Genomic DNA, 14,315 nt, shown 5'->3' with positions numbered 1-14,315 from the left:
CGGCAGCGCTTACAATAAAAGCTGGCAATGATAAATCGATGAAGGAGTGAACGTTTTGGCGGGAAAAAAACAACGATCTCTTGTACTGATTGTAATGCTGCTTTGTACCGTGCTTATAAATCCTTTTATGGATGCTGCAGCATTCCGGGCATACGCGGCAGAACAGCTGGAAGAGGTGCAAATCAGCGGGTTTGAAACGGATGAGGAGGTATGGCAGTTCGGGCTTGGAGATGGAGCAGGCGCGCAAGGCAGTTTTGTCCGGGATGGAAACGAGTCTTCCGAAGGGACATATTCCGGCAAGCTTTCCGGAAACTTTGAAGCGGGAGGAAAGTTTGTTGTGCTTTCCCGGGGCTTTTTGCCGGTTGATATGAAGAGCTTGTCTTTTCGAATCAAAACATCGGATATCAATAAAATAACGATTCGATTAAAGGACGCGAAGGGACAAGTCCATCAACAGACGATCGAACTGCAAGCGACGGAGGATTGGCAGACGGTTGACGTGACGGAGTTTGACCGTGGATTGGGTTATTTGTCCTTTGGTTCGGGTACGCCGGGTGTATGGAACGGGCCTGCTGACCGAATGGAGTTTCTATTGGAAAAATCGCGGTTAACAGGCGGGAAAATGGGCGGTACCGTTTGGATTGATGATATTAAGGTTATGGCAGAACCGCAGCAAGAGCTGTGGAAGTCGGAAGTCGGCAGCTTCGATCGTACGATTGATTTGTGGGAGCTTGCATTTGGCATGGAGTTTCCGGGCGCCAATGGCGAATTTATTCGCGATTCTGCTCAGGTAAAGTCAGGTGTCTACTCCGGCAAGTTATCCGGCGACTTCAGTAACGGCGGCAAATATCTGTCGTTAGGGAGAGATTTGCCGTCGATTGCATTAAAAAAGCTGGAGTTTTGGGCCAAAACCTCGGATGCGCAATGGGTGACTTTGCGTATTAAGGATGGCTCTGGCCAGGTGCATCAGCAGAAGGTGACCCTTACGCCCAATGGGCAATGGGCCAAGGTGGAGGTTTTAAAGTTTAATGGCGGAAGGGATTATTTCTCCTTTGGCGGAGCAAATGATCAGAAGTGGCATGATCCCGTGCAGCGTGTCGAGGTGTTAATGGAACAATCCAGCTTCGTAAATGGAAAGCTAAGCGGAGACATTTGGATCGATCAGGTTGAGATGACGTCTGAATTTCCGGAGCTGTCTGTTCAACAAACGCAGCTCGGCAATATTTTTCTGGATAATGAACCGGTTACTTTGCAAGTAGCAACGCAGGGCTCTACAGTGCACTGGAGCGTATACGATCATTTGGAGCAGGAGGTGCTGGAGGGCAGCGAGTCTGTTCATGATCATTTGCTGGATCTGACAATCCCTTTGCAAAGCTACGGTTATTATACGGTGACGATCCAGGCAGAAAAGGATGGACTACCGATTGCTGAAACAGAAGTGTCTCTGGCGCGACTGTCTGCGGAAGACCCGACATTGGCGGAGGATTCGCCTTTCGGCATTTCAACGCATCTGGCGTGGGTGAAGGAAGGATGGAGCACGGAGTTAAGCAAGCTGATTCGACGCGCAGGGGCCAAAAACTTCCGTGATGAAATTACATGGGAGTCGCTGGAATATGAGAAAGGGAAATATCGAAAGCCAGCCAATCGGGATGCATTCATGAAGCGAACGCTAGAGGATGATCTGAAACCCTTTATTATTTTGAATTATACCAATCCTTTCTATGATCAGAACAGCACGCCGTATACGAATGAAGGGCGCGAAGGATATGCCAATTACGGCGTTGCCTTACTGGATTTGTATGGGAATCAGATTGAATCGATAGAGGTATATAATGAGTTTAACGGCAGCTTTGGGTCCAGAGGAAACGGAATAGCCGGTTCTCGGCCGGACAGCTACTATGAAATGCTGAAAACGACTTACGAGAAAATAAAAGCGGTTCGTCCGGATGTGACGGTTGTTGGCATGGCAACAGCAGGCACTCCTTTGGATTGGATCGAGGAAGTATTTAAGCTGGGCGGGTTAAATTATATGGATGTGGTATCCATACACCCTTACCAAAGCCAGCGTCCGCCGGATGGCATGATTCAAGCTGTTCGCAGTACGCAGGAGCTGATGCGCAAGTACAACAATGGGCAAGAAAAACCAATTTGGTACACCGAGATCGGCTGGCCGACCAAAGCAAGCATCGGCATTCCGGAAAACATGCAAGCCAATTATGTTGTCCGTACTTACGTGCAGGCGCTTGGGGAAGGCGTGGAGAAGGTTTTTTGGTACGACTTAATGAATGACGGTATGCAAGAGGATTATTATGAGCATCACCTTGGCATGCTTCGGAATCGAGAGGATGAGCGAGGAGCGTTTACTCCTAAACCGTCCTATGCCTCCTATTCTGTTATGACAAGAGAGCTGGTTCAGGCAACGTTTGTCGAGCAGGAATATGCCGGGACGGATATATTTAGCTATAAATTCAACAAGTCTGGCGAGGAGCTACGCGTTGTTTGGTCTAATGAGCCGCTCCAGACAGCCATTGAAACGGACGATCCGATTCAAATCACAGATATGATGGGAAATACCGAAACGTATTCGCCCTATCAAGGAAAAGTATTTCTAACCTTGTCTGGCGAGGCGCATTATATAAAGGGTGCGATTAAGGGCATTGCCAAGTCTTCGATGTTCTCCATTTTTGGCGAATCGGTTGTTGCGGGAGAGGGAGTAGCCTTAACGCTGCAAATGAATAACGCAGGCGCCGTTCCGGCTAAGGTAAAGTTTACATTTGAAGCTCATGTATATGAGGTGGAAGCCGCAGGCGGTCAGCAAACGAAGCAACCGTTGCAGCAGACGACTATTGCCAAGACTGGCTCACGAATACTGACTGGCTACCTGGAGGATGAAGGGAGAAGAATAGGCAAGCTGCAACATGTCATACAGTCGCTGCATCCCTACGAGGTGAAGGTTTATCCTGCATGGGGGAGCAAGGATTCGGAGCAGAAGACGATCGAGCTGCAAATAAAAAATTTTTCCAAACAAAATGAGCTTGTTATCAATAGGGTCGACTGGCAACTTGGAGATCAGCAAGGGGCTAAGACGGATAAGGTTATCGTTCAGCGGGATGGAACCACTGTTGTAAGCGTAGCATTGGATGTTTTGAATCCGGAGGAAAGTTACCCTGTACGAATCAAGGTTGACTTTGAACAGGTAGAGCCGTTTGAGTACGAAGGCAAGTTTGATTTTAACCCTGTCCTAGCCCAGACCATTAAAGTGGATGGCGGGTTGGATCAAGGTATAGAGGCTGCGGTGCCCACGATCCACTTATCCAAAGGTACGGTCCATATGACTAATTATTTAGGCGAGTCTGATCTCGATGGACAATTCTGGTTACATTATGATCGCGATCATTTTTATTTGACTGCGAAATTGTCGGATGACGCGCATGCCTACCAAGCCGAAGGAGCGGAAATATGGAAAAACGATAGCATACAATTTGCTATCGCGCAAGGTGTGCCGGGCAGCACCTCGCAATGGTACGAATATGGGATCTCCGATACCGCCAAAGGACCGCAAATCTATCGCTGGATTGCTCCGACAGGAGTTGCAAGAGGACCTGTGACGAATGGACAGTTGCAAATTTCACGAGATGAGGAGCAGAAGCTGACGATTTATGAACTGGCGCTTCCATGGTCCGAGCTGGCTCCAATAAAATACAATCAGCCTGACGGCATACATTTCTCCTTGCTTGTCAATGACAATGACGGTACCGGCAGAAAAGGCTGGATCGAGTGGGCATCCGGCATCGGGCTTGAGAAAAAGCCAAGCTTGTATAGAACGATGCAGTGGCTGTTCGATCAAGCGGCGTGGTCAGCCCCGGTTGCGAAGTCTGCGGATTATAAAGCTGTAGCGGGTACAGCTATTCAAGGGGTTCTAGAAGCTGAGCATGATGAAGGAACAACGGTTCATTATGAGTTGGTAGATAACGGTTTGCAAGGAACCGCCACCATTGTGGACAGCTCGACGGGCGAATTTGAATATAAACCAGTTTTTTCGGCATCAGGCGAGGATACATTTACGTTCCACGTCTATGACGGGTATGAATATTCGAATACCGCTACCGTGACAATTACCATTGATAAGAAGGATGTCAATCCGCCAATCTCTCCCGGAGAATATGCGCCCGGCACGAATGTATCCACATCTGGCGAGCTGTACCTACCGGCTGGAGAGTCAGGCGAGGTCGGTCTGGGGAAACGGGTTCAACTGGTAATTCCTTCAGGCTCGACGAATAGGGCAACGAAGCTGACGATAGCAGAATTGAAGGATGCTGTAAGTCTGGTTGAAGCGGAGCGGCAGCTGTTAAGCCCTGTTTTTGAAATGAGCAGCAAACCAGACGTACCATTGCAGAAGCCTTCTGTTATGAGTATTGCATTCGATCCGGCCAAGCTGGGCAATGGTCAGACAGCGGAGATTTGGCACTATGATGCTGAGAACAAGCTGTGGACCAAGATAGGCGGCACAGTAAAGGATGGCATAATTTCGGCTGAGCTAAAGCAGCTTGGCATCTACGCTGTATTTGCTGATGATCAGGAGGGTGCGGAGACTGACCCGAATAAGCCGAGCTTTACCGATGTAAACGGACATTGGGGCCAGGCTGAGATCGAGAAGGCCGTGCAGTTTAACATTGTACAAGGCTATTCCGATCAGACCTTCCATCCCGATCAATCTGTCAGTCGTCAAGAGCTGATTGTGATGCTGGATAGAGCGCTGCAGCCGGCAGGCGATGGAGATGAGATCAGCTTTACCGATCAGGCGAAGATCGGAGCATGGGCGAAGGCGAGCATCGCTAGAGTCGTTCAAGCTGGTTGGTTGACAGGTTATACGGATGGAAGCTTCCGTCCAGGCGAGGGGATATCTCGCGCCGAAATGTCCGTTATACTGGCGAAAGCGGCGAACTTGCCGATAGGAGAGAGTGAGCATACCGGCTTTGCTGACGATGCAAGCATTCCGGCATGGGCGAGAAGCTACATCTCGGCGGCAGTGAAGGATGGCTTGCTGCAAGGTCGCGCCAGCAATCGCTTCTCCGCGTCAGGAGTAGTGACTCGTGCGGAAGCTGCGATCATAGCGGTAAGACTTATGGAGCGTATGGCTGAGTAGGAAACAGAGCAGTATGGCTGAGTAGGAAACAGAGCAGTCCAATGAGCAGAGAAATCTGCTTGTTGGACTGTTTTTAAGTTGCAGAGGATTGATCACAAAATGCGGAGGAGTCATCATGGGGAACTTCGTCCAGTCCTTCTATACTAAAGGAGGGAGTGATGACGATGAGAGAACAGCAACGAAATCAAGAGATGAAAGCCGCAGCCGCATCCCAGGATCCGGGGATGGCAGCGGCAATGAAGGAAGGGGGCGAGGTTGTTGCAAATGCAGTTTAAGGATCAGACAATACAGCAAACAGCTCAATCCTGGCGCAGAAAGCTTAAGGATTATGGCTGGGGGCTTGCGTTTATATTGCCGGCAATCGCTGTGTTCTGTGTATTTTTGTGGACGCCGATAGTAAAGGGGATCTTTTACAGCTTTATGAATGTTGATTTTGTGAAAGGTAACAGCTTTGTGGGTTTTGATAACTATCGCGACATTTTTGCCAGTAGCATGCTTGCAAAATCCGTTCTTAATACGCTTTATTATATGCTTTTATGTATTCTGATTGGTTTTTGGGTGCCGAGCATCGTATCTATTGCTGTGTCGGAACTGAGATGGTTTAAAGGGGCGATGCGCTTAATTGTGTACTTGCCCAATATTGTGCCTGCTGTTGTATTATACGGGATGTGGCAATGGCTGTATGATCCGCTTGGCCCGGCCAATCAGATTATTTCATGGTTCGGCAGCCAGCAGATTCTATGGCTTACGGACAAAAGCATGGCGATGATATCGATTGTAATTGCGGAGACATGGCAGTCATTTGGTACAGCCGCGCTTATTTATTTGGCGGGGATTGTAAGCATTCCGAAAGATTTGTACGAAGCGGCAGAAATGGACGGGGCCGGCGTGCTGCAGCGTATTCGTTATATTACGATTCCTGGCATTCGCCATTTGTACATTTTGTTATTTATTTTGCAGTTGATTGGAACGTCGCAAGGTTTCCTGACGCATATGGCTTTAACGGGCGGCGGACCTAACAATGCTACATTGACATATATGTATCAAATTATTAATGAGGCGTTTACGAATTTGAATTATGGCAGAGCTTCTGCGATGGGTGTGCTTATGTTCATTGTATTGGCGTCCTTGTCGATCATCATGTACAGCATTCAAGGAAGGAGCAGGCAAGCATGAAAATAGAGGAACGGAGTATTCTGTCATCCTTTGACTACAAAAAGAAAAGCGTTTGGATCGGCTATACCATCATGCTGCTTGCACTTGCAGCGTTGGCAGTTACGATGCTGTACCCGTTTGGCACAACCATTTTTTCATCTTTTAAAACGAGGGCGGAAATATTCACATTCCCGCCCAGCTTTTTGCCGCAGCAGTTGGAATGGACCAACTATAAGGAAGGGCTGCAATATGTAAATTTAGCAAAAGGCTTTGCCAATACGTTTCTGCTGTTTGCCGGGAATGCCGTCTTTTCGCTCATTATTATCGGTCTCGCTTCCTTTAGCTTGTCCCAGATGAAGCTGCCGGTTCGCAAGGGCTTTATTCTATTTTTTATGAGTACGTTGATGATTCCAAGCGCAACTTATTTAATACCCAATTTCTTGAATTTGAAAAGTTTGGGGTTGATTGATTCCTACTGGGCGTTTTGGCTTCCTGCGGCAGCGAATGCTTTTAATATTATGTTGCTTAAGAGCTTTTTTGACGGTATTCATAAGGAACTGTTCGATGCGGCGCGGATCGATGGAGCCTCGGAGGTTCGCTGCTTTTTCCAGATGGCGATTCCTCTGTCTATTCCTGTATTTTCAACGCTGCTCATTTTTGCTTTCACTTCGACATGGAATGATTGGTATTGGCCTTCGCTAGTGCTAACTACGCAAGATAAGTATCCGATTGCATCCATGGTTTATCGCAACATTATTGAGTCCAGCATTATTTCATGGAATATTAAGTTTAGCGTATTGACGATCATAATGATTCCGCCGCTAGTTTTCTTTTTGATTTTTCAAAAAAATATTATGCATGGCTTGAATCTGTCCGGTATAAAAGGGTAACCCCGGAGAATTGTCCATAACAATCGATGAATAGATCATCGCCGCCAAATGTGAATGGGAGTATGCTTGAATCGTAGCAAAGTTCTTAGAAAAGGGAAGGGGAAAAACAATGAAAAACAATTTAAGAGTAGTTGGAGCGCTGACGATCATCGCTATTATGATGATAATGACGGCATGTAGCGGGAATGGAGGCAAGGGAACTGGCGGCAATGCGAACAACGACAATAGAGGGCAAGAGACGCCGATTTCTGCGAGTCCATCACCTAACGTGGAAAAGAAAAATAGCGAAATCACGCTTACTGTCCAGTTTCCCAAGTCAGATAACGTAGTAGAAATTCCGGTTTACGAGGACAAAATGAAACGCTTTGGTGAAAAATATCCACATGTCAAAATGGTTAAAAATGACTGGTGGTACAAGTCCGATGAGATCGGTATCAAAATGGCTGCTCATCAGGCGCCATCCGGCTTTTATGTGCCGGCTACAGAAGGCGGTACGCTAGTTGGCCATGAGTGGGCGGCAGATCTGACGCCTTTCCTGAAAAATTATGAGTTTGCCAATGATTTTAATGAAAAGCTAACGACACAGTTTACTGTGGACGGTAAATTATATGCAGTACCGAAAAATGCTTATATTTCTTCTATTATTATTAACAAAAAGCTGTTTGAAGAGAAAAATGTACCTATTCCTTCCTTGGATTGGACTTGGGATGAGTTCTATGAGGCGGCTAAAGCAACTGCCGATCCGGCAAAAGGAATTGCGGGCTTTGCCATTATGGCAAAAGGCAATGAGGGCGGCTGGAACTGGACGAACTTCCTGTATCAAGCCGGCGGCGCTGCGCAAGAGGTGCAAGACGATAAAGTTGTCTCTACCTTCAACTCTGAAGCAGGCGTAAAAGCGATGGAGTTTATGAAAAAGCTTAGATGGGAAGGCAATGCTATGCCGCAAAACTGGGCATTGAACTACGGCGATGTCTACAATTTGTTCAAGCAAGGCCGCGCCGCAATTGTGTTGGGTGAAAGCGGTCAAATCGAGGATGCTGTCAATAACGGCGGCATGGACAAAAACGATCTTATGATTCTTCCTATGCCTTCTATGGAAAAAGGCGGCGCGCATGTGGGTGTGCTGGGCGGCAACTATATGATCGTAAATCCGCAAGAGTCGATGGAGGTACAGCAAGCTGCGTTCGACTTCATTACTTTTGATATGTTTAAAGACAGTGAAATCGACGTGTTGAAAACGGTGCTTGAGGATCGTAAAGCGAAGGGGCAAATTAAAGCATACGGGAGCGCGGCTTATTACTATAAGGCGGATTCCGAATTCGGCAAAAAGTTTGAGGCTCTGCTCGATAAGTATCCGGACAATGTATATAAGCTGGATCCGAAAGTAATCGAAGCAATGGTTGGTATTCCTGAGCCGGCTTATAACGGACAAGAGTTTTATGGGACAATTACGAATGTGATGCAAGAAGTGTTCACGAATGAGAAGGCTGATGTTAAAGCGTTGCTTGATGAGGCTGCCAAAAACTTCGATAATGAAGTGCTTTCCAAAGTGACGATTCAAAAATAAAGGGACAGCAGCTATCTCTCCTGTAGTTTTTAACAGTGGAGAGATAGCTTTACTATTTCCCAAGGGGATGCAGTGGATGCTGGGAATTGGTGAGGCAATCGACTCAGAAACGGGGCTTATTTATAAAGTAATTGGACAGAGCGGCAGTCATACGGCTCATTCTTATTTCACGGTCATGTCCTGGCGTGCAGATAGCCGCCATATCATTGCAGCAGTTAACGTTGATCCTGCAACCATGATTGGTACGATGGTGGAAATCGATACGGTGAATGGTTATGTCAAAGTGCTGCAAGAAGCTATGCTATGCTTTAACGGACTAGTTACGGCGGATGATGTGTTTTACTACAGTATTGGGGCCGAACTGCTGGCGCTGGATATGAGAACGGGTGATCCACGGCTTATCGCAAAACATCCTAATGGCTGCGCGTTTCTTGAGCCGCTGTCGATTACGAATGACGGCAAGCGCTTTGGCGTCTATTGGGCGGAAGCGGGGAAATATGCGGTTGGTACAGTTGATGCCTCAACGGGAGAGGTTAAGACGGTTATACAGCCCGACTTTCCTGAGCCGCATCCTATCGCCAATCATGCGATGATCAATCCTGTTTATGCAAACCAACTGTTTTATGCTCATGAAGGCAGCACAGAGCAAATCGTTGACCGCATCTGGTCTATAGATGTAGATACAGGAGCAGCTTGCAATCTCTACAAGCAGAGGAAGCTGTCAAACGGCGAGAATGGCGAATATGTCGGACATGAGATGTGGTCTTATGATGGCGAGTGGCTTTATTTTGTAAAATATCCGCATAGTCCGATAGCGCCGACAGGCATCTATCGTGTAAGCCGCGATGGTGGGTTGACTGAGCTGATGAATGAGGATTACCGCTATTGGCATGTATGTCCAAGTCCGGATGGCCGATATGCCGTGGCGGATACTTTACTGGATGAAGGAAAAGGCTGCGAAATTGTGCTGATTGATCTGACGGCGCGCAAGTCTCGCATGCTTTGTCGAGTCAATCGCTGGAACCGCCATCCCGGCCATCCGCACCCCTCCTTCAGTCCTGACAGCCGCAAAATCATCTTTACTTTTGCAGATGACCATAATCTTTTGCGTATTGGGATAATTGAGCTGTAAGAAGCTCGCATACCACGTTCGCCTAATAGGCCATGCCTTTAAATGATGTGAGCCACCTCAATTTCCACTTCCAAGTGGAAGTTGAGGTTCTTTTATTAGAAGAAGTCGGAGCATGAGCGGGGGCAACAATCGTTTGATATCAAAATAATGCTTGACACAACATTTTTGCAAGTATACATTAAATGTGTATTTGTGAGGAGTTGATTGCATATGTTTGCAAATGAGAGGCGTTTAAAAATTACGGAGATGCTCAAGGAAAAGTCCTCCGTAACGGTGTCGGAGCTCATGACTCTGTTTGGGGTATCCATTGAGACGGTGCGCAGAGATCTGGAATATCTGGAAAAAAATCAAGCTTTGAAGAGAGTGCATGGGGGGGCTGTTTGTAATCAGAAAATGAAAATGGCTGCCAGACTTGAAGAGCGTACATCCGAGAATCGGGAGCTGAAGGGGCAGTTGGCGCGAAAAGCGTTGCAATATATTCGCGAGGACGACATGATCGTGATTGATTCGGGCAGTACTGCAATGGAGCTGGCGCCGCTGCTCAAGGAGCATTGCCGCAGGCTCAAGATCGCTACGAATTCCCCTGAAGTTTTCGCCGCTTTATGCGATGTAGAAGGATTCGACATGATCCAGATCGGCGGCCAGTACCTGCGGGAGGAAAAAGCTTTTTACGGTCATATGGCGTTAGAGACCATAAAGCGGCTTCATTTCACGAAGGCGTTTATTTTTCCTTCGACAATTTCGCTTCGTTATGGAATCGGTTTGTTCCATCATGAATTATTCGATATCCAGCGGGGATTTATCGAGCATTCGGATGAGGTATTCATTTTGGCCGACAGCTCCAAATTCGAGACTCCCGCAACCATTAAAGTTTGCGATTTATCAACCTCGTTCCATATCATAACGGATTCAAAGCTGCCGGATCACGTTTTTTCGCTGTACAAAAACAAATCACTGAACATCATTAAATCCATGGAGTGATTAAAAATGAACCATAAGGTCCTGCTTATTTTGGTTGATGGCATGCGTCCGGACAGCTTATCCGTTTCAGGACATCCCTATATCGAACAATTAAAGGAGAAGGCCAGCTACACGCTTTCAGCCCGGACTGTTATGCCAAGCGTAACGCTTCCTTGTCATATGTCGCTGTTCCACAGCGTCCCCCCTGAGCGGCATGGCATTATGGATAATATCTATACTCCCCAGGTGCGGCCGATCGATGGACTTTGTGAGCAACTAAAAGCCAGCAACAAAACATCGGCTCTATTTTATAATTGGGAGCAGCTTCGCGATGTCGCCCGTCCTGGTTCAACGGCGCACAGTTGTTTTATCTCTGGTTCGAATTATGGTTACGACGTTACGAATCGATTGCTTACCGACCATTCGATCGCATTTATAAACGAACACGCTCCCGATTTTACCTTCTTATATTTAGGAGATGTGGATGAGGTAGGACATAAGTATGGATGGATGTCCAAGGAGTATATTGAAGCCGTTTATTTATCCTGGGATTGCATTGAGAAGGCCGTACATGCTATTCCGGAGCATTATAACGTCATTGTTACTTCCGATCATGGGGGCCACGACCGTACTCACGGTACATTGATGCCCGAGGATATGACGATTCCATTGTTTATTAAAGGGAGGGCATTTGCATCGGGTGCAGCTCTGCCGGAAGCCAACATTATCGATATTGCGCCGACAATTGTTAGGCTTATAGACGTATCCCCCAATAGGGATTGGGAAGGTAAATCTCTGGTGTGATGATTTCGAATTCGATAGCTTCAAATCCTAAGCAGCGCAGTGCTTTATTTTTTAGTATTTTATGTTGTTTGGTCTATTTTACCAGCTATTTGACACGCATTAATTATGGGGCAGCTCTATTAGAAATCGCACAATCTTTGAACATTAGCAATCAATTGGCAGGCATGGCGGTGATCGGCAGTTTTATTACCTACGGCGCAGGTCAGCCTATTTGCGGGTATTTGAGTGACCGGTTTGAGCCGAGAACGATGATATTCGCAGGATTGGTGGCAACAGCTTTCTGCAACTTTGCAATAGCATTTATGAGTGACATCTATATGATGACCTTTATTTGGTGCTTAAATGGATTCTTTCAAGCGATGTTATGGCCTCCTCTTGTACGCGGCATGTCACAATATTTATCGCCCGAGCTCTACCGCAAGACAAGTGTGGGGATCGTTACGGCGTCTTCGGCAGGAACGATCGTGGTTTATGTATTGGTTCCCTTTAGCATTTGGATTTCAGGCTGGCGGCTCTCTTTTGTAATCCCGGGAATCGTTGCGATATTAGTTGCGTTTTTGTGGATTTTTAGTATCGAGGCTTTTGGTCAGCAAGAAAAAAACGAACAAGTTTCGAAGCCGGTTTCAAGGGGCAGGAAGTATGGGGCAGAGCGAAGCGTCGGCTCGCTTATTTGGACCTCAGGGCTTCTGCCTATCATGTTGGTCATCATTCTTCAGGGTGCTTTGCGAGATGGCATTACAACATGGATGCCAACGTATATTCATGATGTTTTTCGATTAAATACCTCTATTTCTATTTTAAGTACGGTTGTTTTACCCTTGTTCACCATTGTTTGTGTAGTGGCAACTTCCCGGATGTACAAAAGCGTAAAAAACGAGCTTTCAGTTTCCGCCTTGCTATGGGGGGCGGGGGTCATGACGAGCTTGGCGCTTATATGCTTTTTTGCGTCTCATGCAATGTTTTCTATTTTGCTAATGGCTTTGTTGGCCGGCTGTACGCACGGCATCAACTTGATGTTAATCAGCCAATTGCCGCTTCATTATGCCAAGTATGGTCGTGCTGCAACGATTTCGGGTATTTTGAATGCATTTACTTATATCGGAAGCGCGATCTCTATCTATGGAATTGCAGCGTTAAGCGAAGCTTATGGCTGGCGCTTTACTATTATAAGCTGGACTTTTATTGCGCTAATAGGGCTAATCGTCTGTCTTGGACGTATAAAGAAGTGGAGATTGTTTTTGGAGAAAAAAGAGCTGGAATTCTCATCCTAGCGAGTTGGTCACGTTAACGCAAAGGATAAACGCTCTTAGGACATCCATACATTTCAATAAAGCCCGGTCCGCATGCGGACGGGGTTTTTTTGAGTTTATCGCGGATACTTGATTTTGTAGAAATCTTCCGTCATGGCGTTGTCGTACGGATGCTTTTTTCCTTTTAAACGATAAAAACGAACGTTTTCCAATAAATTTGAAATAGCTTTAGCGCCCTTTGGCCCTTATTCTCAGTAACAAGGGGCAAAAACCGGATATCGAGAAAGCGCTGTATCCGGAGTGGAAACTCGCTTGATTAGAAGGCGGCAGTGTGAGGCGGGCGGCCGATAACATCCGGGATGGGGTGGAAAGAAATGGAGTATACGTTACTGGGAAAGACGAATTTTCGCGTTTCCAAATTGGGGCTCGGCGGCGCGCCGCTGGGCGGAGACTTTGGCGATACGACGGACGAGCAAGCGCTGCGGGTAATCGATGCCGCGCTGGATCTTGGCATTAATTTTATCGACACTGCGCCTCTGTACGGCGGGGGAGAAAGCGAAAGAAGAGTCGGGCTGGCATTAAAAGGAAAGCGGAGCCGGGTTATTTTGGCAACGAAGGCGGTTGTGCGCGGCGTTCCGTATACGTACGAGAATACCCTTCGATCGGTAGAGGAGAGCCTTAAGCGGCTGCAGACCGATTATCTTGATTTGATTCAACTGCACGAGCTGGAATCCGTAAGTTATGAAGCCGCCATGGAGGGAACCATCAAGGCATTCCTGAAACTCAAAAAGGAGGGAATCGTCCGGGCGATCGGCGTCAATGCCGGCCAGTTAGACCGGCTGCTGCCTTTTGTTCGGGAGGGGATCGTCGATACCATCCAAACGTTCGGCAGGTACACGCTGATGGATTATACCGCCAAGGATGAACTGCTGCCGCTAGCCAGCCGGGCTCATGTCGGCGTCATTCATGGAAGTCCGCTCTGCACGGGGCTGCTGACGGAGTCGCCGGCGCCTTTCTTGTACAAATACCCGGAGAAGATCGCGGAAGGGGAGCGACGCAAGCGGCAGCTCGAATTTCTCCGGCAGGGCAGACCTAATGGGCTGGTAGAGCCGGCGTTGCGCTTTAGTCTAACTTGTCCCGACATTGCGGTGACCCTTACGGGGACTACATCGGTAGAGGAATTGACTCAAAACGCCGCTTATTGCGACGGGAGAGGTTTACCTGTGGAGCACGAGTCCAAGGTACTGTCCCTGTTTCCCGGGCAGCCTTTATAAAGGTTGTTCAAAAAGTCCGCTTCCCATTACGAAGTCATCCTAGAAGCTTACTCGACGTCGAATATTGAATTCAGCCGAACCTTCCGGTGCTCACGTAGCCTCCACTACGCTCCGCTCCTCAGGTTCTAGCTTCATCC

Annotated in this window: 9 protein-coding genes; all 9 read left to right on the top strand. The window is 47.4% G+C overall.

The annotated features are described in order from the left end of the window. Window positions 1-55 precede the first annotated feature (55 nt). The 9 genes from PAT3040_RS03880 to PAT3040_RS03840 all read left to right on the top strand — a co-directional run bounded on the left by PAT3040_RS03880 (window position 56) and on the right by PAT3040_RS03840 (window position 14,178). Window positions 56-5,146, top strand: coding sequence for an S-layer homology domain-containing protein (locus PAT3040_RS03880; protein ID WP_108991609.1), 5,091 nt, complete (start codon window positions 56-58; stop codon window positions 5,144-5,146). Window positions 5,147-5,410: 264 nt separating this feature from the next. Continuing rightward, complete coding sequence (locus tag PAT3040_RS03875) at window positions 5,411-6,322, top strand: carbohydrate ABC transporter permease (protein WP_108991608.1); 912 nt, start codon at window positions 5,411-5,413, stop codon at window positions 6,320-6,322. Further along, a complete protein-coding gene (locus tag PAT3040_RS03870) occupies window positions 6,319-7,191 on the top strand; it encodes a carbohydrate ABC transporter permease (RefSeq protein ID WP_181376426.1) in 873 nt (290 codons plus the stop codon). The genes PAT3040_RS03875 and PAT3040_RS03870 overlap by 4 nt, the downstream gene beginning before the upstream one ends. A gap of 109 nt (window positions 7,192-7,300) precedes the next feature. Next, on the top strand, window positions 7,301-8,758 hold the full coding sequence (locus tag PAT3040_RS03865; protein WP_108991607.1) for an ABC transporter substrate-binding protein: 1,458 nt from the start codon (window positions 7,301-7,303) through the stop codon (window positions 8,756-8,758). A 76-nt stretch (window positions 8,759-8,834) separates the two neighbouring features. Further along, window positions 8,835-9,890 (top strand): TolB family protein, encoded by a 1,056-nt coding sequence (locus PAT3040_RS03860; RefSeq protein ID WP_108991606.1) that lies wholly within the window; start codon window positions 8,835-8,837, stop codon window positions 9,888-9,890. A gap of 210 nt (window positions 9,891-10,100) precedes the next feature. After that, entirely contained in the window at window positions 10,101-10,871 is a 771-nt protein-coding gene (locus tag PAT3040_RS03855; RefSeq protein WP_108991605.1) for a DeoR/GlpR family DNA-binding transcription regulator, read from the top strand. Between the two features lie 6 nt (window positions 10,872-10,877). Next, entirely contained in the window at window positions 10,878-11,654 is a 777-nt protein-coding gene (locus tag PAT3040_RS03850; protein ID WP_108991604.1) for an alkaline phosphatase family protein, read from the top strand. Continuing rightward, on the top strand, window positions 11,654-12,925 hold the full coding sequence (locus PAT3040_RS03845; RefSeq protein ID WP_108991603.1) for an MFS transporter: 1,272 nt from the start codon (window positions 11,654-11,656) through the stop codon (window positions 12,923-12,925). Before PAT3040_RS03850 ends, PAT3040_RS03845 begins: the two co-directional genes overlap by 1 nt. A gap of 353 nt (window positions 12,926-13,278) precedes the next feature. Beyond that, window positions 13,279-14,178 carry an aldo/keto reductase gene (locus PAT3040_RS03840; RefSeq protein WP_108991602.1) on the top strand — a complete coding sequence of 300 codons (900 nt, stop codon included), beginning with the start codon at window positions 13,279-13,281 and terminating at the stop codon, window positions 14,176-14,178. Window positions 14,179-14,315 lie beyond the last annotated feature (137 nt).

Source organism: Paenibacillus agaridevorans (assembly GCF_003112455.1).
GTDB lineage: Bacteria > Bacillota > Bacilli > Paenibacillales > Paenibacillaceae > Pristimantibacillus > Pristimantibacillus agaridevorans.
This window is presented reverse-complemented; position numbering and strand designations above follow the sequence as displayed.